Source organism: Enterobacteriaceae endosymbiont of Donacia bicoloricornis, from assembly GCF_012567955.1.
Taxonomy (GTDB): Bacteria; Pseudomonadota; Gammaproteobacteria; order Enterobacterales; family Enterobacteriaceae.
Genome location: NZ_CP046186.1, coordinates 315277 through 337359 on the forward strand (window position 1 = coordinate 315277; position 22083 = coordinate 337359).

Consider the following 22083-nt stretch of genomic DNA (forward strand, 5'->3'; position numbering starts at 1 on the left):
TTGTTTCATATTTAAGAAGTGTATTTTTCATTTCATGTAAAATATCAATATTATCTTTTAAAATTTTAAATGCTCGGTTATAATTTTCTTCTATTAAATATTTTACTTCTTGATCAATAATTTTAGCTGTTTCATCAGACATATGTTTAGCTTTAGCAACTGATCTTCCTAAAAAAATTTCTCCTTCTTCTTCTGTATATAATAGAGGTCCTAATTTTTTAGAAAATCCCCATTGAGTTACCATGTTTCTTGCAATATTAGTAGCTACTTTAATATCATTAGATGAACCTGTTGATACATATTTTTCTCCATAAATTATTTCTTCAGCTATTCTACCTCCATATAAAGTAGATATTTTACTTTCTAATTTTTGTCTACTCATACTAATAATATCAATTTCAGGTAAAAAAAAGGTTACACCTAACGCTCTTCCTCTAGGAATAATTGTTACTTTATGTACTGGATCATGATCTGGAACTAATCTACCTATAATTGCATGTCCTGCTTCATGATAAGCTGTTGCTTCTTTTTGTTTTTCAGTCATTACTAAAGAACGTCTTTCTGCACCCATCATGATTTTATCTTTTGCTTTTTCTAATTCTAACATAGAAACGCAATTATAATTGTAACGCGCTGCTAACAAAGCAGCTTCATTTATTAAATTAGCTAAATCAGCTCCTGAAAAACCTGGAGTACCTCTAGCTAAAATTTTTAAATCAACTTCTTTTGAAACAGGAACATTCTTGATATGTATTTTCAATACCTGTTCTCTACCTCTTATATCTGGTAAACCAACAATAACTTGTCTATCAAAACGTCCAGGTCTTAAAAGAGCAGGATCTAATACATCAGGACGATTAGTTGCGGCAATTACAATAATACTTTCATTATTATTAAAACCATCCATTTCTACTAACATTTGATTTAATGTTTGTTCTCTTTCATCATGTCCTCCTCCTAATCCTGCTCCTCTCTGTCTTCCAACAGCATCTATTTCATCAATAAAAATAATACATGGAGCTAATTTTTTAGCTTTATTAAACATATCTCTTACTCTTGAAGCACCTACACCAACAAACATTTCTACAAAATCAGAACCTGAAATAATAAAAAATGGTACTTTTGCTTCTCCTGCAATAGCTTTTGCTAATAAAGTTTTTCCTGTTCCTGGAGGACCTATCATCAAAATTCCTTTAGGAATTTTCCCTCCTAATTTTTGAAATTTTTTGGGTTCTTTTAAATAATCTACTAGTTCACTAACTTCTTCTTTTGCTTCATCACATCCGGCAACATCATTAAATGTAATTTTTATTTGATCTGCTGTAAGTATTTGTGCTTTACTCTTACCAAAAGATAAAGCTCCTTTACTACTATTTTGTAATTGTCGAATGAAAAAAATCCATATTCCGATTAATAAAAACATTGGAAACCATGAAATAAAAATAGATAATAAAATGCTAGGTTTTTGTAGAGGTTCTCCTAAAATTTTAATTTTTTTTAAAAATAATATTTTTAGTAAATTTGGATCATGCATTGGTAAATAAGTAATATAATGACTATTATTTTTTCTAAATACACGAATTCGTCTACCATTAATACTCGTTTTAATAATTTTATTTTGGTTAATTTCTGATAAAAAAGTTGAATATGAAACTTGTTTTGTTTGATCAAATTTATCTGTATTTAAACTCTGGAAAATAGATATTAATATGACTGTAATTGCTACCCAGAGAATTAGATTTTTTGCCATATCTTTCAAAAAGTAACCCCTTGTAACTTTATAGTATATTTTATATTAATTTTTATATCTTTTTGCAACAATATAAACTTCACTTGATTTAGATTTTGAAGCATTTGGTTTTCTAATTTTAACTATTTCAAATATAGAATTAATTTTATTATAAAATTTTATCAATTCTTCCCCTTGAAAAGTTTTTACTAAAAAAGACCCATTTTGTTCTAAATTAGAATAACATAATTTTAATGTTAATTCATTTAAATAAATAATTCGAGGTATATCTATTTCTTTTATACCAGAAATATTAGGAGACATATCTGACATTATAAGATGAATTTTTGTCTTATTAATTTTTTTTTTAATTTTATTAAAAAATATAGGATTACATATATTACCCTGATAAAAATTAACATTTTTAATATAATTCATTGGTAATATATCACATGCTATAATTTTCCCTTTACTGCCAATTTTTAATGATGCAAAACTAGACCATCCTCCTGGAGAGGATCCTAAATCAATTATAGTCATGTTTTTTTTAAAAATTTTATCTGTTTTTTCTATTTCTGCTAATTTAAACCATGATCTTGATCTATATTTATTAATATTTTTTTGAACTTTTTTTATATAAAAATCTTTAGAATTTTTTTCTAACCATATTTTAGATTTTTTTTTTTTATAGTTCATAACATTATTTATTAAATGAAAAAATAACTATCTTAATAAAAAAATATTAGTTAAAATTATATCAAAAAAAGATATAAAAAAAAAGTTTAATATTTTTTATCTTATTTAGATAAATAAGATATATAATAATTTTTAAAATATATATACCTTAATTAGCATTTAATAATTCAGTTAAATTAGCAGCAGCAGAATCTACTGAAGAAATATTACTAATTTTTTTCTCAACCTTTTTTTTATTAATACGATTTGTATGATAAGAATATCCAGTTCCTGCAGGAATTAACCTACCTACAATTACATTTTCTTTTAATCCTTTTAATTTATCACTTTTACCTGCAACAGAAGATTCAGTTAAAACTCTGGTTGTTTCTTGAAAAGAAGCTGCTGAAATAAAAGAAGAAGTAGCTAAAGAAGCTTTAGTAATACCTAATAAATCACGATTATATCGTGCGATATTTTTTCCTTGAGTTTTTAATTTTTTATTTTCTCTATCAATTATAGAAACTTCTAATTGTTCTCCTTCTAAAAAATCAGAATCCCCCATTTTAGTTATAGTAGCTTTACGTAACATTTGACGTATAATAACTTCGATATGTTTATCATTAATTTTTACACCTTGTAATCGATAAACATCTTGTACTTCATTAATTATATAATTAGTAACAGCATTTACACCTCTTAATCTTAAAATATCATGTGGAGATTCTGGACCATCAGAAAGAATATCCCCTTTATTAATTAGTTCTCCTTCAAAAATATTTAATTGTCTCCATTTTGGAATCATTTCTTCATATGGATCTATATCTGAATTCATAGGAGTAATTATTATTCTTCTCTTACCTTTTGTTTCTTTACCAAAAGAAATAATACCACTAATTTCTGCTAAAATAGCAGCATCTTTAGGTTTACGTGCTTCAAATAAATCTGCTACTCTTGGAAGACCTCCTGTAATATCCTTAGTACCTCCCGATTCTTGTGGTACTTTTGCTAAAATATCTCCTGCATTAACTATACTCTCATCTTTTAAATGAATAATAGATTTATTAGGTAAAAAATAATGTGCCAGCATGTCTGTACCAGAAATAATTATATCTTCATTATTTTCATTTAAAATTTTAATCATAGGCCTAAAATCTTGACCTATAGAAGGTCTTTCTGAAGTATCTAAGACAACAATGGATACTAAACCTGTTAAATCATCTGTTTGTTTTATAACAGTTTGGCCCTCTAACATATCAACAAATTTTATTTTCCCACTTACTTCAGTAATAATTGGCATAGTATGAGGATCCCAATAAGAAACTATTTCTCCTGCAATAATATTAGATCCATTTTTTTTTGTTATAATAGCTCCATATGGTATTTTATAACTTTCTATAATTTTATTTGACTGATCAATAACTTTTAATTCAGCATTTCTTGAAATTACCACTAATTTATTCGTATTATTTATAACTGATTTAGTATTTATTAATTTAATAATTCCATTATCTTTTACTTGTATACTAGATTCTGCAGCAGATCTTGATGCAGCACCTCCAATATGAAAAGTTCTCATTGTTAATTGAGTACCAGGTTCTCCTATAGATTGAGCTGCAATAACTCCTATTGCTTCTCCTTTATTTATAATATGTCCTCTAGCTAAATCTCGACCATAACAATAGGCACATACCCCAAAAGAAGTTTCACAACTAACAACAGATCTGACTTTAATACTATCAATTGCATATTGTTCTAATATATTACAATATTTTTCACTTAATAAAGTATTTCGATAAATTAAAACTGTTTTACCATCTGTTTTTAAAACATCTTCAGCTGTAACTCTACCTAAAACTCTCTCTCGTAATGATTCTTTTATGTCTCTTCCTGTTATAACTGAAGAAATTCTTATTCCTCCTAAAGTAGAACAATCATTTTCAGTTACAACTAAATCTTGTGCAACATCTACTAATCTTCTAGTTAAATATCCAGAATTAGCTGTTTTTAAAGCAGTGTCAGCTAAACCTTTTCTAGCACCATGAGTAGAAATAAAATATTGTAAAACATTTAAACCTTCTCTAAAATTAGCAATAATTGGAGTTTCAATAATTGAACCATCTGGTTTCGCCATTAAACCTCTCATTCCAGCTAATTGTCTAATTTGTGCTGCAGAACCTCTAGCTCCAGAATCTGCCATCATAAAAATATTATTAAAAGAACTTTGTTTAACTAAAGATCCTTTTTGATCAATTATATATTCAACTGATAAATTTTTCATCATAGCCTTAGCTACTTTTTCATTAGCAGAAGCCCAAATATCAATGACCTTATTATATCTTTCTCCAGCAGTTACAAGACCTGATTGAAATTGTTCTTGAATTTCATTAACTTCTAATTTTGCTTCATTAATAATTGCAGTTTTATTATCAGGAATAATAATATCATCTATACCAACAGATGCACCTGATTTTGTTGCATAATGAAAACCGGTGTACATAATTTGATCAGCAAAAATAACTGTAGATTTTAATCCTAAAATTCTATAACATATATTAAGGATATTAGAAATATCTTTTTTACCTAAAGTTTTATTTATTAGATAATATGGAATACCTTTTGGTACTTGATTCCAAAAAATAGCTCTTCCAATCGTAGTCTTAACAATAATACTATTTTTGATCCATTCATTTGTTAATAAATTTTTTGTATATTCTCTAATTTTAACTTTAACACAAGCATGTAAATCTACTTGTCCTGAATGATATGCACGTTCTGCTTCTTTAGGCCCAGTTAATATCATTCCTTCCCCGTAAGCATTAATTTTATCTTTAGTCATATAATATATGCCTAAAACTACATCTTGTGATGGTACAATAATTGGTTCTCCATTTGCTGGAGATAAAATATTATTAGTAGACATCATTAAAATTCTTGCTTCTAATTGAGCTTCTAATGTTAGAGGAATATGAACTGCCATTTGATCTCCATCAAAATCAGCATTATAAGCTGCACACACTAAAGGATGTAATTGTATTGCTTTACCTTCGACTAAAATAGGTTCAAAAGCCTGTATACCTAATCTATGTAAAGTTGGGGCTCTATTTAATAATATTGGATGTGCTTTAATTACTTCATCTAGTATATCCCATACTACTGGTTCTTCTTTTTCTACCATTTTTTTTGCAGCTTTAATAGTTGTAGCAAAACCTTTAATTTCTAATTTACCATATATAAATGGTTTAAATAATTCTAATGCCATTTTTTTAGGTAATCCACATTGATGTAAATGTAAATAAGGTCCTACTGTAATAACAGATCTTCCTGAATAATCAACTCTTTTTCCTAATAAATTTTGTCTAAATCTTCCCTGTTTTCCTTTAATCATATCAGCTAGTGATTTTAAAGGTCGTTTGTTCGAACCAGTAATAGCTTTTCCTCTTCTACCATTATCCAATAATGCATCAACAGCTTCTTGTAACATTCTTTTTTCATTTTTTACAATGATATCAGGGGCAGATAATTCTAATAATCGTTTTAATCTATTATTACGATTAATAACTCTACGATACAAATCATTTAAATCTGATGTTGCAAATCTACCACCATCTAAAGGGACTAAAGGTCTTAAATCAGGCGGTAAAACGGGTAACACGTTCATTATCATCCATTCTGGTTTATTACCAGAATATATAAAAGATTCTAATAATTTTATTCTTTTAGCTATTTTTTTTCTTTTAGTTTCTGAATTAGTATTATTTAATTCATTTCTCAATGTTTTACATTCTTGTTTTAAATTAATATTTTGTAATAAATATTGTATAGCTTCAGCACCTATTTTAGCTTCAAATTCATCTCCAAATTCTTCTAATAAATCCATATATTGTTCTTCAGATAAAATTTGTTTTTTTTTTAATGTAGAAACTCCTTCTTTTACTACTACATATGATTCAAAATATAAAATTTTTTCTATATCTCTTAAGGGCATATTTAATAATAAACCTATTCTAGAAGGTAGAGATTTTAAAAACCATATATGAGCAATTGGAGAAGCTAATTCGATATGTCCCATCCTATCTCTTCGAACTTTAGTTTGTGTAACTTCAACTCCGCATTTTTCACAAATAACACCTCGATGTTTTAAACGTTTATATTTTCCACATAAACATTCATAATCTTTAATAGGACCAAAAATACGAGCACAAAATAAACCATCTCTTTCTGGTTTAAAAGTACGATAATTAATTGTTTCAGGTTTTTTAACTTCTCCATAAGACCAAGATTTTATCATATCAGAAGAAGCTAGAGAAAGTTTTATTGAATCAAATTCTTCTATTTTTTTTTGTGATTTTAAAAAATTAAATAAATCTTTCACAAATTTATTACCTCAATTATATTATAAACCAGTAAATTCTTAATATAAAATTATTATTCATTTTCTAAATTTATATTTATACCTAATGAACGTATTTCTTTAAGTAAAACATTAAAAGACTCTGGAATATTAGCATCCATCTGATGATTACCATCAACAATATTTTTATATATTTTTGTTCTTCCATTAACATCATCAGATTTAATTGTTAACATTTCCTGTAAAGTATATGCAGCTCCATATGCTTCTAAAGCCCAAACTTCCATTTCCCCAAATCTTTGGCCTCCAAATTGAGCTTTTCCACCTAACGGTTGTTGAGTTACAAGACTATATGATCCAGTTGATCTAGCATGCATTTTATCATCTACTAGATGATTTAATTTTAACATATACATATATCCTACAGTAACTGGTTTTTCAAAAACTTCTCCTGTACGACCATCATATAATTCTATCTGGCCAGAAACTGGTAAATTAGATAATTTCAATAATTCTTTTATTTCTTTTTCATGAGCTCCATCAAAAACTGGAGTAGCAATAGGCATACCTTTTTTTAAATTATTTGCTAATAAAAGTATCTCATTATCAGTAAATTTATTTAAATCTATATTTTGAATTGTATTATTTCCAATATTATATGCTTTATGTAAAAAATTACGTATTTTTTCTATATTTTTTTGTTTTTTTAATAAAATATTAATTTTATTACCAATACCTTTTGCAGCCATTCCTAAATGAGTTTCTAATATTTGTCCAATATTCATTCTAGATGGAACACCTAAAGGATTTAAAATAATATCAATAGGTGTACCATCTTTATCATAAGGCATATCTTCTACAGGACAAATTTTAGAAATTACCCCTTTATTTCCATGTCTGCCTGCCATTTTATCACCTGATTGTATTTGTCTTTTTACAGCTAAATTAACTTTAATTATTTTTAATATACCAGGAGCTAAATCATTTCCTTGTGTAATTTTCATTTTTTGTAATTTTATTTTTTTTTGAAAAGTACTTTTTATTTTTTTATATTGTTTAATAAAATTATCTAGTTGTTGTTGTTTTGATTTTTCTTTTAAAATTAAAGAAGTTAAAAAATTTATATCAAAAATTTTTAGATTTTCTTTTTTTAAAAAATTATTTTTTAACAAAAATTTTTGTATATTAAATAATATATTTTGTTCAAAAATTTTTTGTTCAGTATATAAATCTTTTTTTATTTGTTTAAATTGCATTTCTTCAATTTCTATAGTTCTTTTATCTTTTTTAACACCTTCTCTTGTAAAAATTTGTACGTCAATAATAGTTCCATATACTCCATTTGGAACACGTAAAGAAGTATCTTTTACATCAGATGCTTTTTCACCAAAAATAGCACGTAATAGTTTTTCTTCTGGAGATAACTGTGTTTCACCTTTAGGTGTTACTTTCCCTACAAGAATATCGCCACTTTTTACTTCAGCTCCTATATATACAATTCCACATTCATCTAATTTAGACAAAGAAGATTCACTCACATTTGGTATATCAGATGTAATTTCTTCTGGTCCTAATTTAGTATCACGTGAAATACAAGATAACTCTTGTATATGTATGGTAGTAAATTTATCTTCTTGAACTACTTTTTCTGATAATAAAATAGAATCTTCAAAATTATAACCATTCCATGGCATAAAAGCTACTCTCATATTTTGTCCTAATGCTAGTTCTCCTAAATCTGTTGCAGGACCATCTGCTAATACATCTCCTTTATTAATTAATTCCCCTAAATTTACACACGGAATTTGATTAATACATGTATTTTGATTTGATCTTATATATTTTTCTAAATGATATATATCAATATTATCTTTTTCTTCTTTATTAAAAGTATTATTTGTTTTTTTAATAATAATACGTGAAGCATCAACGTAATGTACAATACCAGAATTTTTAGCGATAATAGTTACGCCTGAATCTATTGCAACAATTCTTTCCATTCCAGTACCTACTAAAGGTTTTTCTGTTTTTAATGTAGGTACTGCCTGTCTTTGCATATTTGCACCCATTAGAGCACGATTTGCATCATCGTGTTCTAAAAATGGTATTAAAGATGCTCCAATAGAAACAATTTGTTGTGTAGAAACATCCATATAATGAACTTGTTCTTTTTTAAATAAACTGGATTCTCCTTTATAACGACATATAATAAATTGATCTTTAATATATTTATTATTATCAATATTAGTATTGGCTTGAGCAATAATAAAATTACTTTCTTCTATTGAAGATAAATAATCAATTTTATCAGTAACAAATCCGTTTTTTACTAAAATATATGGAGATTCTAAAAATCCATATTGATTTGTTCTTGCATAAACTGACAATGAATTTATTAATCCTATATTAGGTCCTTCAGGTGTTTCAATAGGACATATTCTTCCATAATGAGTAGGATGTACATCTCTAACTTCAAAACCAGCTCTCTCTCTAGTTAATCCTCCTGGGCCTAAAGCAGATATACGACGTTTATGTGTAATTTCTGATAATGGATTATTTTGATCCATAAATTGGGACAATTGACTAGAACAAAAAAATTCTTTTAAAGCAGCGGAAATAGGTTTAGCATTTATCATATCTTGAGGCATTAAATTTTCTATATCACCTAAAGATAATCTTTCTTTCACAGCTCTTTCTACACGGATTAAACCTATACGAAATTGATTTTCAGCCATTTCACCAATAGAACGGATTCTTCTATTTCCTAAATGATCAATATCATCAATATTTCCATTACCATTACGTATATTAATTAATTTTTTAATAACATCAATAATATCTTTTTTACTTAAAATACTAGAACCAATAATAGATTCACGTGATAATGAAAGATTAAATTTCATTCTACCTACAGGAGATAAATCATAACGATCTTCTACAAAAAATAATTTTTTGAATAATATTTCTGCAGCTTCTTTTGTAGGAGGTTCTCCTGGACGCATCATTCTATAAATTTCTACTAAAGCATCTAAACGATTATTTGTATTATCTAATTTTAGTGTTTCTGAAATATAATTACCATGATCTAAATCATTAGTAAAAATAGTTTCAATAATATCACTATTTTGAAAAATTTTATTAATAATATCCCTTGATAAAGAAGAATTAGCAGAAATAATTACTTCTCCTGTTTTTTTATTAAAATAATTTTTTATAACTCTTTTACCAATCATATATTCTATAGGGATATAGATAGATTTAACATGATCTTTTTTTAATTTATTAATATGACGTATGGTAATCCTCTTACCTTTTTCTATATAAATAATATTTTTATATTTAATATCAAAAGATGCTGTTTCCCCCCTTAATCGATCTGGTATTAATACCATTTTTATTTTATTATTTTCCATTTTATAAATATTTTTTTCAAAAAAAATATCTAGTATTTCTTCTATATTATAATTTAAAGCACGTAAAATAACTGTAACTGGTAATTTTCTCCTTCTATCTATACGTACAAAAATATTATCTTTAGGATCAAATTCAAAATCTAACCAAGATCCTCTATAGGGAATAATACGAGCATTATATAATATTTTACCTGATGAATGTGTTTTACCTTTATCACTATCAAAAAATACACCAGGACTTCGATGTAATTGAGAAACAACAACACGTTCAATACCATTAACTATAAAAGTACCATTTTTTGTCATTAATGGTATTTCTCCCATATATACTTCTTGCTCCTTTATATTCTTAATTGATAATTCAGGTTTTTCTTTATCATAAATAATTAATCTTAATACTACTTTTATAGGAGCAGAATAAGTCATTCCTCTTGTATGACATTCTTTTACATTAAAAAGTGATTTTCCTAAATGATAATTTACATAATCTAATTTAACATGACCATTATAACTAGATATAGGGAAAATACTCTTAAATGCAGCTTCTAACCCATATTCTCCTTTGAGATCTTTTTTTATAAATTTTTTAAATGAATCAATCTGAATAGATAGTAAATATGGAATATTTAAAACTTGAGGTCTTTTTCCAAAATTTTTGCGAATACGTTTTTTTTCAGTTTGAGAATAAACCATATGGTTCCTCAGTTATCTGACAAATTAAACAATTTAATTAAATTAATATTTATTTTCATAAATACTATTTATATAAATAAATTCGTTATTAAAATTTTTATAAAATTATTTAATTTCTATTTCTGCTCCAGCATTTTTTAACTTAGTTTCTAAATCTAATGCTTCTTCTTTATTAATAGATTCTTTTAAAACGACAGGAGCTGATTCAACTAAATCTTTAGCTTCTTTTAATCCTAAATTCATTATACTTCTTACAGTTTTTATAACAGAAATTTTATTTTTTCCTATATTTTTTAAATATATATTAAATTCTGTTTTTTCTTTTTTTTCTTCTTTTTTTTGGCTATTAATTTTTTCATTTGTTCTAATACTAGAAACACCAAATTTTTTTTCTATAGATTTTATTAATTCCATTATATCCATAATAGACATAGATTCTATAGCTTCGATAATCTGTTCTTTAGTTATTGACATAATACTTTTTCCTAAAATAATAATATTTATTTAAATAAATTAAATTTATTTTATATTCTTAATTGCAAGTAAAACTCTAAGAAATTTTCCAATAGAAATATCTTTTATAATTACTAAAAAATTAATTATAGCTTCTTTATATGTAGGTAAATTTGCTAAAAGATTAATATTTTTACTATCTATAATTTTATTTTCAAATGCAGCTGCTTTAATTTTAAAATTTTGATCAATTTTACTAAATTTTTTTAATAAACGAGCAGCAGCACCAGGATGTTTAAGAGAATAAGCTATTAATATGGGGCCATGAATTAACGGATCTAAACATTGAAAATTACTATCTTTAATAATTAACTTTAACAATTTATTTCTTATAATATTTATAATAATATCGTTTTCTCTGCTTTTTTTTCTTAATTTATTTAAGTTATTACTATTAACACCACAAAAATCAACAATTACAGCTGATAAAGCATTTTTATTTATTTGAATCATTTTTTTGACAATTATTTTTTTTTTTGTAATATTTAATGACATTATAATATTAATTACACTCCTATTTTTTATAAAAATAGCGTTACTACTTTACTATAGAATAGTAATTCTAACAAAAAATTTTTTGTTAAAAATTATAATTTTAATATAAAAAAAATTTTTGTAAAGTAAAATGTTAATTTATTAAATTTGTACAATCTTTAGTAATTTTAATAGAAATACCCATAGTAGATGAAATGTATATATTTTTTATATAATTACCTTTTAATTTTAAAGGTTTATATTTTTTTAAAGTTTTTAATAAAATATGTAAATTTTCTTTTATTTTATAATTTGTAAAATTAATTTTTCCTATACTTGCATGAATAATACCATTTTTATCATTACGAAAATTTATTTGTCCATTTTTAATTTTTTTAATTGTTTTAGTTATATTATTTGTTATTGTTCCTAATTTAGGATTAGGCATTAATCCTTTAGGTCCTAAAATAGGACCTAACTTACTAACTATGTCCATAGCTTCTGGCTTTGCAATTACTACATTAAAATCTTTTTCACCATTAGTAATTTTTATTGCTAAATCTTCCATTCCTACTAATTTTATTCCCAATTTTTTAATTTCAGCTATCTCTTTACCAGATGTAAAAATTGCAAATTTTATTTTTTTTCCTGTGCCATGAGGTAAGCAAACATTACCTCTAATATTTTGTTCTGTTTTTTTAGGATCTATACCTAAATTAATAGAAATATCAACACTTTCAATAAATTTTACTTTACTTAAGTTTTTTAATTGATCAATAGCATTTTCAATAGAAAATTGTTTTTTTAAATCTATATTTTTGTATATCATATTCATACGTTTTGTTAATTTTACCATTATATTTTAATCCTCAATCGTTAATCCCATAGAACGAGCAGTACCTTCTATAGAAGACATTATAGATTTCATATTTATTCCGGTCATATCAACATATTTAATTTCTGCAATTTTACGAATTTGATTTTTTGTAATTACACCTATTTTATCTATTTTAGGTTTACTTGAACCTTTTTTAATACCAAGTATTTTTTTTATCATTGCAGATACCGGAGGGGTTTTTGTAATAAATGTAAAAGTTTTATCAACATAAATTGTAATAATTACTGGAATTGGTGTTCCTTTTTCTAAGTTACTAGTTTTAGAATTAAAATTTTTACAAAAATTCATAATATTTACACCATGTTGTCCTAATGCTGGTCCAATAGGAGGACTAGGATTAGCATTACCAGCAGGTACTTGTAATTTTACATAAGTTTTAATTTTTTTTGTCATAAATAAGTATATCTCCGTAATTAATATATTAACTTTTTTCTACTTGACGAAAATCTAAATCAACAGGTGTTGCTCTACCAAAAATTGATACGGAAACTTTTAATCTACTTTTTTCATAATCTACTTCTTCAACTATTCCATTAAAATCAGAAAAAGGACCATCTTTTACTCTGATTATTTCACCTGGATCAAATATAGTTTTTGGTCTAGGTTTATCTCCAATTTTTTGTAAAGAGTTAATAATTGTATCTATTTCTTTATTACTCATAGGTAAAGGATTATCAGATTTACCTCCAACAAATCCTAAAACTTTAGGAACACTTCTTACTAAATGCCAACTTAATTCTTTCATAATCATATGAATTAATATATATCCAGGAAAAAATTTACGATCACTTTTATATTTTTGACCTCCACGTATTTCAATAACAGCCTCAGTAGGAATTAAAATTTTCCCAAAATAATTATTCATATTATGGATTTTAATATATTCTTTTAATGATTTAGCAACACGATGTTCAAAACCAGAACGAGCTTGAATAACATACCATTTCTTTTTTAAAAATTTATTCATTATTATAACCTTGTTCCAGCTAAAAATGATATTAAATAAATTAAAAAATTATCTAATATAAAAAAAATAAAAGAAATTATTGTAATAATAATTATTATTATTAATGTTGTATTTAAAGTATCTTTATAAGAAGGCCATATAACTTTTTGAGTTTCTATTCGTGAATTATATATAAAAGAAAATAATTTTCTACCTTTATTAGTAGAAGATATGATAAAAATAATTAAGGTAAATATTAAAAAAAACAAAAATACACGAACAGATAAATTTATATTTTGATAATTATGATTAATTATTAAAACAATAAACAAAAAAATTATACTAGTAAACCATTTTATAATATCTACAAAATATTTAGTTATATTTTTTTTTAATTCTACAATATTCATTGTTTATAAAACCAATAAAAAAATAATATAGAATATTATATATAAATTATATATAAATTTTATAAATAATTTATTAAATATTTTAATATCTTTTTTCTTAAAAAGAATCAAAGGGAGTATTTATGTTTTCCCTTATCTTCTTTTATTTTATCATTATTTATTGTAATATTTTAGTAACTATTCCTGCTCCAACAGTATGACCACCTTCACGAATAGCAAAACGTAAACCATTAGTCATTGCTATAGGATATATTAATGTAACCACCATATTAATATTATCTCCAGGCATAACCATTTCAATATTAGAAGGTAATTCGATAGTTCCAGTTACATCTGTAGTTCTAAAATAGAATTGAGGACGATATCCTTTAAAAAAGGCTGTGTGTCTACCACCTTCATCCTTAGATAAAATATATACTTCTGCTTCAAATTTAGTATGTGGTTTAATTGATCCTGGTTTAGCTAAAACTTGTCCTCTTTCTATATCTTCTCTTTTTATTCCTCTAAGAAGAATTCCTACATTTTCACCAGCACGACCTTCATCTAATAATTTTCGAAACATTTCTACACCAGTACAAATAGATTTTATAGTATTTCTAATACCTATAATTTCTACTTCTTCGCCTACTTTTATTATACCTCTTTCTACTCTTCCTGTTACTACAGTTCCTCTACCTGAAATTGAAAAAACATCTTCTATTGGTAATAAAAAAGGTTTATCAATTTCCCTTATAGGATTAGGTATATAAGTATCTAAAGAATTTGCTAATTCAATAATTTTTTCTTCCCATTTTTTATCACCTTCAAGTGCTTTTAAAGCTGACCCTTGAATAATAGGAGTCGTATCTCCCGGAAAATTATATTGTGTTAATAAATCACGTACTTCCATTTCTACTAATTCTAATAATTCCTCATCATCAACCATATCACATTTATTAAGAAAAACAATAATATAAGGTACTCCAACTTGTCTTGCTAATAAAATATGTTCTCTAGTCTGAGGCATAGGTCCATCTGTTGCGGCAACTACAAGGATAGCTCCATCCATTTGTGCTGCTCCTGTAATCATATTTTTTACATAATCAGCATGTCCTGGACAATCCACGTGAGCATAATGACGATTTTTAGTATCATATTCTACATGAGATGTATTTATTGTTATACCTCTTGCTTTTTCTTCTGGAGCATTATCAATTTGATCAAAGGCTTTTGCTGAACCACCATATTTTTTAGATAAAACAGTAGTTATTGCTGCTGTTAATGTTGTTTTTCCATGATCAACATGTCCTATAGTACCTACATTAATATGAGGTTTAGATCGTTCAAACTTTTCTTTAGACATAGACTAATATCCTTCTAATAAATTATTATAGATAATGTTTATTATATAAAATTTTATGATTTAGATCTAGAATCAATAATTTTTTTTGCAATATTATTAGGTGCTTTGGTATATTTTAAAAATTCCATAGTATAAGATGCCCTACCTTGACTATAAGAACGTAAATCAGTAGCATAACCAAACATTTCTGATAAAGGAACACAAGCACTTATAGTTTTACCTGTAGGAACATTATCCATACCTTCAATAATTCCTCTTCTACGATTTAAATCGCCAATAACATCTCCCATATATTCTTCAGGAGTTTCAACTTCTACTTTCATTATAGGTTCAAGTAAAATAGGATTAGCTTTTTTAAATGCATCTTTGAAAGCAATTGCTGCTGCTAATTTAAAAGCTAATTCAGAAGAATCTACATCATGATAAGATCCAAAATGAAGTCTTACCGCAATATTTACAACAGGATAATTTGCCATAGGACCTGATTTTAATTGTTCTTGAATACTTTTATCTATAGCTGAAATATATTCATTAGGTATTACACCACCTTTTATATCATTAGTAAATAAATAACTTACATTATTTTTTTGTGGTTTTAATGGAGAAACATCTATTACTACATGACCATATTGTCCTCTTCCTCCTGTTTGTTTAATATATTTTCCTTCTATATTATTTATATTTTTTTGTATAGTTTCTCGATAAGAAACTTGTGGTTTACCAATATTTGCTGATACATTAAATTCTCTTTTCATTCTATCAACAATTATTTCTAAATGTAACTCTCCCATTCCTGCAATAATAGTTTGATTTGTTTCTTCATCTGTCCAGCTCCTTAATGAAGGATCTTCTTTAAGAAGACGATTTAAAGCTAATCCCATTTTTTCTTGATCTATTTTGGTTTTAGGTTCTATTGCAATAGAAATAACAGGTTCTGGAAATTCCATAGTTTCAAGAATAATACATTTATTAATATCACATAATGTATCTCCAGTTGTTACATTTTTTAATCCAATAGCTGCAGCAATATCTCCAGCATAAACTTTTTTTATTTCTTCTCTTTTATTAGCATGCATTTGAACTATTCTACCAATACGTTCTTTTTGATTTTTTATAGAATTATAAATAATATCTCCACTACTAATAGTTCCTGAATATACTCTAAAAAAAGTTAAATTTCCTACAAAAGGATCATTAGCAATTTTGAAAGCTAAAGCAGAAAATAGTTCATTATCATTAGTTTCGCGAGTAATTAATTTTTTTTTATCGTTAGATACTCCTTGAATTGGTGGAATATCTTTAGGTGAAGGTAAATAATCAATTATGGCATCTAATAATGCTTGAACACCTTTATTTTTAAAGGCTGAACCGCATGTTATTAAAGTAATTTCATTATTTAATACTCTTTTTCTTAAAGAAGCTTGTATTTCTTTTATAGAAATTTCATAACCATTTAAATATTTTTCTAATAATATTTCATTAGATTCAACTGCTGTTTCTATTAATTTTTGTCGCCATAATTTAACTTTCTTTTTCATATTTAATGGAATAGTAGTATAATTACAGCTTATTCCTTGATCTTTTTCATTCCAGTTTAAAGCTTTCATTTGTATTAAATCAATAATACCAGTAAATTTATGTTCTGAACCTATAGGTAATTGTAATGGGATAGCTTCTGTTAATAAATTATTCTCTATTTGTTTAATTACTTTTGTGAAATTTGCTCCCATTCTATCCATTTTATTTATAAAAGCAATTCTAGGTACTTTATATTTATTAGCTTGTCTCCATACTGTTTCTGATTGAGGTTGTACACCTCCAACAGCGCAATAAATCATAACAACACCATCTAGTACTCTCATAGAACGTTCTACTTCAATGGTAAAATCTACATGTCCTGGAGTATCAATAATATTGATTCTATGTGATTTATATTGATTAAACATTCCTGACCAAAATGTTGTAGTAGCAGCTGAAGTAATAGTAATTCCTCTTTCTTGTTCTTGTTCCATCCAATCCATTGTAGCTGCTCCATCATGTACTTCTCCAATTTTATGATTTACCCCTGTATAAAATAAAATTCTTTCTGTTGTAGTTGTTTTACCTGCATCAATATGTGCGCTAATACCAATATTCCGATATCTTGTTATAGGAGTTTTACGACTCATATATTATTCCTCTATTTTATTAGATAAAAATTTTAAAATTATATTAATAATATTTGAATAAAATATTCAAATATTGATTTAGCTACGCATATTTTTTAATTAATTGATTCATTTTATTTTAATTAATATTTTACCAACGATAGTGAGCAAATGCTTTATTAGCTTCTGCCATTTTATGTATTTCTTCACGTTTTTTAACTGCATTTCCTTTATTTTCTAAGGCATCTAATATTTCATTAGTTAATTTTAGGATCATAGATTTTTCTTGTCTTTTTCTGGCAGCATTAATTAACCATCGCATTGCTAATGTATTTCTTCTTATTGATCTTATTTCAACAGGTACTTGATATGTTGACCCACCTACTCTTCTAGATTTAACTTCTACTATAGGTTTTATATTTTCTAAAGCATTTAAAAATATTTCTATTTCTTTTTTACCTAGTTTTTTTTTTATTTTATTTAATGCAGAATAAACAATAAATTCTGCAATGGATTTTTTACCATTTACCATAATTATATTAATAAATTTAGCTAATAAATTTGATTCAAATTGAGGGTCTGGTAATATTTTCCTTTGATTAATTATACGTCTACGAGGCATAAAATTACTCCATTATTTTAATAAAACTTAAATAAATATAAGTAAAAAATAATATTTAATAATATTATTTAGGTTTTTTTGTTCCATATTTTGATCTACTTTTTTTTCTATCTTTTACCCCAGTACAATCTAAAGAACCTCTAATAGTATGATATCTAACTCCAGGTAAATCTTTTACTCTACCTCCTCTTATTAAAATAACAGAATGTTCTTGTAAATTGTGTCCTTCTCCTGAAATATAAGAAGTAACTTCAAAACCACTTGTTAATCGTACTCTACAAACTTTACGTAATGCAGAATTTGGTTTTTTAGGTGTTGTTGTATATACTTTTGTGCATACTCCTCTTTTTTGAGGAGAAGAATTTAAAGCAGGAACATTAGTTTTTATTATTTTTCTTTTTCTATTTTTTCTAACTAATTGATTAATTGTTACCATTTTTTTATCCAAATTTAATTTTTATATTTATTTAAATTATAGTTACCATATTATTTGTTTTTTATTTTTTATAACTAAATTAACAAATTCTATGTAATCTATTCTTACAACTTTTTTTGAAATATTTACATCTAAACCCCTAGCTAATATATCATTATTTATTGCAAAAATTAATATTTTCATTTTTTGTTTTACTTTAGTAATTTCTTCCATAAAAATACTATTTTTTAATCCAGCTATTACTCCATCTTGGATTAAGAGTAAATCATCATTTTGATTTAAATAATTTAATAATAAAGAAAAATTACAAGATGATGGAGAATTAAACAAGGTATATAACATATATATAAAATATTTTATTTAATTAAAAATTAAGAATTATATTATAATTATTGATTTTTTTTTGCCATATTAATGGTTTTATAATTTGAATAGGTAAAATCCAATTATTTTGGTTGTAGTCTTTTATTCCTAATATTTCTAAAGATTTTGAACAAACAAAATAATTATTAATATTACATAGTTTTAAAATACCAAAACTAATATTATAATTTTTTAATAAAAATTTTTCTGTCTGTTGTTTTTTCTGTATTTGTAAAATACCATCTCCTATAAAAAATAAAGCTATATCCTCAGTTAATGAGGATATAGAAATTACAGCATCAAGTCCTTCTTTACCAATACTATTTCCATAAGGAGATTTTGAAAATATAAATGCTATTTTATTCATTAAAATTGAACTAAGCGATCACAAGTTAATATTGATTTTGTAAATGTACTTAAAGTAGTTATTTGAAAATAATTATTAATTATATTATTTTGACCATAATTAATAAAATTTTCTTTATTAAAATTACTTTTTTCTTCTAAAATTAAACCTCTTCTTTTAGCAGAAGTAATACATAAATATAAATTTATATGATATTTTATGCTTAATTCTTTCCAAGAAGTAATTAAGTCAAATTTATTATCATTAAATTTAATATTTTTATTAGAATTACATACCCCATCTCTATAAAAAAAAATACTTTTTATTATTTTTTTTTTCTGTATTACTGCTTTAGCGAATAAGTATGCAGAATAAGAATTTTGACTATTATATGGAGCTTCTGTGATTAATATTACAAAAATCATATTATTTAATAATCCAAAATAAAAAAACATTTTATATTAATTTTATATAATATATTTTTTCTTATATACAATTTTTTATGAATAAAAATTTATTATCTCATAATTATTTAAAATAATCTATTACTTACTTTGTAAACATTGAATTTCTTATATCAACAAGTTCAATTTCAAATATTAAAGTAGAATTAGGTGGTATTCCTGCAATAACTTCTGATCCATAAGCTAATTTAGGAGGGATAATTAATGTTATTTTTCCACCTTTTCTGATATATTTTAAACCTTCTTTCCAACCAGTTATTACTTTTTTTAAACTTATAAATAAGGGTTTATTTGGTTCTGTACTATCAAATAAAGTACCATCAGCTAATTTTCCTGTATATTTAATAACAATAATTTGTTTATTATTAGTGATTTTTTTACCATGCCCCATTTTATGTATTTGATAAATTAATCCGCTTTTAGTTTTTTTAACGTTTTTTTTTTTTAAAAAATTTTTAATATATTTTTGTCCTTGAATTTTACTCATTTTTGCTTCATCTTCAGCTTCATCTGGAGTAAAATTTTTAACATTTTTTTCATATACTGAAAGTAATCTTTCCATTTCATCATTAGAAAGTTGATTTTTATTTTCTAAAGAATCAGAAACTCCTTGAAGAATAAATTTTTTTTCTAATACTAATCTTAATGTTTTTTGTGCTTGATAAGTGTTAGCTAAATATTTTCCTATTATAAAACCTAAAGTATAGGACATTTTTTCATTATCATTTTTTAATTTTTTTTCTTTTTTTTTATTTTCTATAACTTTTTTTTTTTTTTGATTTTTTATCTTTTTTTTAGTAAAAGTTTTAGTTTTATTTTTATTCCACCATGATGTATGATTTAATTTAAATGCATTTGCAGTAGATAAATTTAAACTAATACTTAAAATTAATATAATAAATATTGAGATTTTTTTATTAAAAAATTTCATTTTTTCTCCAAAATTTTTTAGTAAGATTAAAATTTTAAATATATAAAATAAGATAACTAAACTATCTTATTTTATATAAATATTACTTTTAATAAAGTAAAAAAACAAGTTTAAATATTAATTTTTATGAAAATTTAAATTAATAATTTTAACATTCTTCTTAATGGTTCTGATGCACCCCAAAGTAATTGATCACCTACTGAAAAAATTGAAAAACAATTTTTATCTATATTTAATTTTTTTATTCTACCTACAACTACATCTAATTTTCTACTTACAAAAGAAGGAGTAAGAAAATTGATAGTATCATTAAAATCATTTGGTATAACTTTTACCCATTTATTATGTGAATTAATAATATAATGGATATTATCTATAGATAAATTTTGATTTAATTTAATTGTAAATGATTGACTATGTGATCGTAAAGTAGCAATTCTAACACATATTCCATCAATAGGGATTTTTTTAGTTTTATTTAAAATTTTATTAGTTTCATATTGTCCTTTCCATTCTTCTTTTGTTTGACCACTATTATTTATTTTTTTATCTATCCAGGGGATTAAATTATTAATTAATGAAGTATGAAAATTTTTTTTTGGAAAATTAGAAGAATTCATATTTTCTGTAATTTTCTTTTCTATATTTAGAATATTATTAGATTTATCATTAATTAAATTAGGTATTATATTAGATATATATTTAATTTGTAAAATAAGTTCTTTTATAAATTTTGCTCCTGCACCTGATGCTGCTTGATATGTAGAAACAGAAATCCAATCAATTAAATTATTTTCAAATAAACCTCCTAAAGCCATTAACATTAAACTAACAGTACAATTACCTCCGACAAAAGTTTTTACTCCCATGTTTAATTTTTCTTGTATATTTTTTAAATTAATAGGATCTAAAACAATAACTGCATTATCTGATGTTCTTAAATTAGAAGCCGCATCTATCCAATAACCATTCCAGCCTATTTTACGTAATTTAAAATAAACTTCATTTGTATATTCACTTCCCTGACATGTAACAATTATGTCTAATTCAAATAGTTTTTCAAAATTATAAGCATTTTCTAATTTTTGATTTTTATTTTTTATATTTAAATCAGGTACAGATTCTCCATATTGAGAAGTAGAAAAAAAAATAGCATTAATATTATTAAAATCTTTTTTTTTTAACATTCTTTTTATCAAAACTGAACCTACCATACCTCTCCAACCGATAAAACCTACATTTTTCATTATTTCCCCTTATAAAATATATTTTTTTTATTTTATATTTTTTTAAAAAAATAAATTAAATATTACATTAAAATAATATG

General features: G+C 24.7%; 19 protein-coding genes. All 19 read right to left on the minus strand.

What is annotated here, in order from left to right:
• Positions 1-1750, minus strand: a 1750-nt coding sequence (ftsH, locus tag GJU03_RS01570) for an ATP-dependent zinc metalloprotease FtsH (protein WP_168919059.1), incomplete at its 3' end; no start/stop codon positions are given.
• Between the two features lie 45 nt (positions 1751-1795).
• Entirely contained in the window at positions 1796-2425 is a 630-nt protein-coding gene (locus GJU03_RS01575) for an RlmE family RNA methyltransferase (RefSeq protein WP_168918939.1), read from the minus strand.
• 148 nt (positions 2426-2573) lie between these two features.
• Complete coding sequence (gene rpoC, locus GJU03_RS01580; RefSeq protein ID WP_168918940.1) at positions 2574-6779, minus strand: DNA-directed RNA polymerase subunit beta'; 4206 nt, start codon at positions 6777-6779, stop codon at positions 2574-2576.
• Positions 6780-6832: 53 nt separating this feature from the next.
• Positions 6833-10864 carry a DNA-directed RNA polymerase subunit beta gene (rpoB, locus tag GJU03_RS01585; protein ID WP_168918941.1) on the minus strand — a complete coding sequence of 1344 codons (4032 nt, stop codon included), beginning with the start codon at positions 10862-10864 and terminating at the stop codon, positions 6833-6835.
• 105 nt (positions 10865-10969) lie between these two features.
• Positions 10970-11338 (minus strand): 50S ribosomal protein L7/L12, encoded by a 369-nt coding sequence (rplL, locus tag GJU03_RS01590; protein ID WP_168918942.1) that lies wholly within the window; start codon positions 11336-11338, stop codon positions 10970-10972.
• 45 nt (positions 11339-11383) lie between these two features.
• Positions 11384-11872: a 50S ribosomal protein L10 gene (gene rplJ, locus GJU03_RS01595; protein ID WP_168918943.1), complete on the minus strand. Its 489-nt coding sequence runs from the start codon at positions 11870-11872 to the stop codon at positions 11384-11386.
• A 133-nt stretch (positions 11873-12005) separates the two neighbouring features.
• The gene (gene rplA, locus GJU03_RS01600; protein ID WP_168918944.1) at positions 12006-12707 is read right to left on the minus strand and encodes a 50S ribosomal protein L1; all 702 of its coding nucleotides are present in this window, start codon (positions 12705-12707) and stop codon (positions 12006-12008) included.
• 6 nt (positions 12708-12713) lie between these two features.
• Positions 12714-13142 carry a 50S ribosomal protein L11 gene (gene rplK / locus GJU03_RS01605; RefSeq protein ID WP_168918945.1) on the minus strand — a complete coding sequence of 143 codons (429 nt, stop codon included), beginning with the start codon at positions 13140-13142 and terminating at the stop codon, positions 12714-12716.
• A 28-nt stretch (positions 13143-13170) separates the two neighbouring features.
• Entirely contained in the window at positions 13171-13716 is a 546-nt protein-coding gene (nusG, locus tag GJU03_RS01610) for a transcription termination/antitermination protein NusG (RefSeq protein ID WP_168918946.1), read from the minus strand.
• Between the two features lie 2 nt (positions 13717-13718).
• On the minus strand, positions 13719-14105 hold the full coding sequence (gene secE, locus GJU03_RS01615; protein ID WP_168918947.1) for a preprotein translocase subunit SecE: 387 nt from the start codon (positions 14103-14105) through the stop codon (positions 13719-13721).
• Positions 14106-14262: 157 nt separating this feature from the next.
• A complete protein-coding gene (gene tuf, locus GJU03_RS01620; RefSeq protein ID WP_168918948.1) occupies positions 14263-15447 on the minus strand; it encodes an elongation factor Tu in 1185 nt (394 codons plus the stop codon).
• 53 nt (positions 15448-15500) lie between these two features.
• The gene (gene fusA, locus GJU03_RS01625; protein WP_168918949.1) at positions 15501-17615 is read right to left on the minus strand and encodes an elongation factor G; all 2115 of its coding nucleotides are present in this window, start codon (positions 17613-17615) and stop codon (positions 15501-15503) included.
• A gap of 130 nt (positions 17616-17745) precedes the next feature.
• Complete coding sequence (gene rpsG / locus GJU03_RS01630) at positions 17746-18216, minus strand: 30S ribosomal protein S7 (RefSeq protein ID WP_168918950.1); 471 nt, start codon at positions 18214-18216, stop codon at positions 17746-17748.
• A gap of 64 nt (positions 18217-18280) precedes the next feature.
• On the minus strand, positions 18281-18652 hold the full coding sequence (gene rpsL, locus GJU03_RS01635; RefSeq protein ID WP_168918951.1) for a 30S ribosomal protein S12: 372 nt from the start codon (positions 18650-18652) through the stop codon (positions 18281-18283).
• 42 nt (positions 18653-18694) lie between these two features.
• The gene (gene tusB, locus GJU03_RS01640; protein ID WP_168918952.1) at positions 18695-18994 is read right to left on the minus strand and encodes a sulfurtransferase complex subunit TusB; all 300 of its coding nucleotides are present in this window, start codon (positions 18992-18994) and stop codon (positions 18695-18697) included.
• A 22-nt stretch (positions 18995-19016) separates the two neighbouring features.
• Positions 19017-19382 carry a sulfurtransferase complex subunit TusC gene (gene tusC / locus GJU03_RS01645; RefSeq protein WP_168918953.1) on the minus strand — a complete coding sequence of 122 codons (366 nt, stop codon included), beginning with the start codon at positions 19380-19382 and terminating at the stop codon, positions 19017-19019.
• A complete protein-coding gene (gene tusD / locus GJU03_RS01650) occupies positions 19382-19786 on the minus strand; it encodes a sulfurtransferase complex subunit TusD (protein ID WP_168918954.1) in 405 nt (134 codons plus the stop codon). The genes tusC and tusD overlap by 1 nt, the downstream gene beginning before the upstream one ends.
• Before the next feature lie 124 nt (positions 19787-19910).
• Positions 19911-20756: an FKBP-type peptidyl-prolyl cis-trans isomerase gene (gene fkpA / locus GJU03_RS01655; RefSeq protein WP_168918955.1), complete on the minus strand. Its 846-nt coding sequence runs from the start codon at positions 20754-20756 to the stop codon at positions 19911-19913.
• A 134-nt stretch (positions 20757-20890) separates the two neighbouring features.
• Positions 20891-22003 carry an aspartate-semialdehyde dehydrogenase gene (gene asd / locus GJU03_RS01660; protein WP_168918956.1) on the minus strand — a complete coding sequence of 371 codons (1113 nt, stop codon included), beginning with the start codon at positions 22001-22003 and terminating at the stop codon, positions 20891-20893.
• Positions 22004-22083 lie beyond the last annotated feature (80 nt).

Coding starts and splice junctions, on each gene's coding strand:
- asd (WP_168918956.1), bottom strand. CDS start 22,003: ATGAAAAATGTAGGTTTTATCGGTTGGAGAGGTATGGTAGGTTCAGTT.
- fusA (WP_168918949.1), bottom strand. CDS start 17,615: ATGAGTCGTAAAACTCCTATAACAAGATATCGGAATATTGGTATTAGC.
- rplA (WP_168918944.1), bottom strand. CDS start 12,707: ATGGTAAAATTAACAAAACGTATGAATATGATATACAAAAATATAGAT.
- rplL (WP_168918942.1), bottom strand. CDS start 11,338: ATGTCAATAACTAAAGAACAGATTATCGAAGCTATAGAATCTATGTCT.
- rpsL (WP_168918951.1), bottom strand. CDS start 18,652: ATGGTAACAATTAATCAATTAGTTAGAAAAAATAGAAAAAGAAAAATA.
- secE (WP_168918947.1), bottom strand. CDS start 14,105: ATGAATATTGTAGAATTAAAAAAAAATATAACTAAATATTTTGTAGAT.
- tusC (WP_168918953.1), bottom strand. CDS start 19,382: ATGAATAAAATAGCATTTATATTTTCAAAATCTCCTTATGGAAATAGT.
- rpsG (WP_168918950.1), bottom strand. CDS start 18,216: ATGCCTCGTAGACGTATAATTAATCAAAGGAAAATATTACCAGACCCT.
- rplK (WP_168918945.1), bottom strand. CDS start 13,142: ATGACAAAAAAAATTAAAACTTATGTAAAATTACAAGTACCTGCTGGT.
- GJU03_RS01575 (WP_168918939.1), bottom strand. CDS start 2,425: ATGAACTATAAAAAAAAAAAATCTAAAATATGGTTAGAAAAAAATTCT.
- rpoB (WP_168918941.1), bottom strand. CDS start 10,864: ATGGTTTATTCTCAAACTGAAAAAAAACGTATTCGCAAAAATTTTGGA.
- tusD (WP_168918954.1), bottom strand. CDS start 19,786: ATGATTTTTGTAATATTAATCACAGAAGCTCCATATAATAGTCAAAAT.
- tusB (WP_168918952.1), bottom strand. CDS start 18,994: ATGTTATATACCTTGTTTAATTCTCCATCATCTTGTAATTTTTCTTTA.
- tuf (WP_168918948.1), bottom strand. CDS start 15,447: ATGTCTAAAGAAAAGTTTGAACGATCTAAACCTCATATTAATGTAGGT.
- fkpA (WP_168918955.1), bottom strand. CDS start 20,756: ATGAAATTTTTTAATAAAAAAATCTCAATATTTATTATATTAATTTTA.
- nusG (WP_168918946.1), bottom strand. CDS start 13,716: ATGAATAAATTTTTAAAAAAGAAATGGTATGTTATTCAAGCTCGTTCT.
- rplJ (WP_168918943.1), bottom strand. CDS start 11,872: ATGTCATTAAATATTACAAAAAAAAAAATAATTGTCAAAAAAATGATT.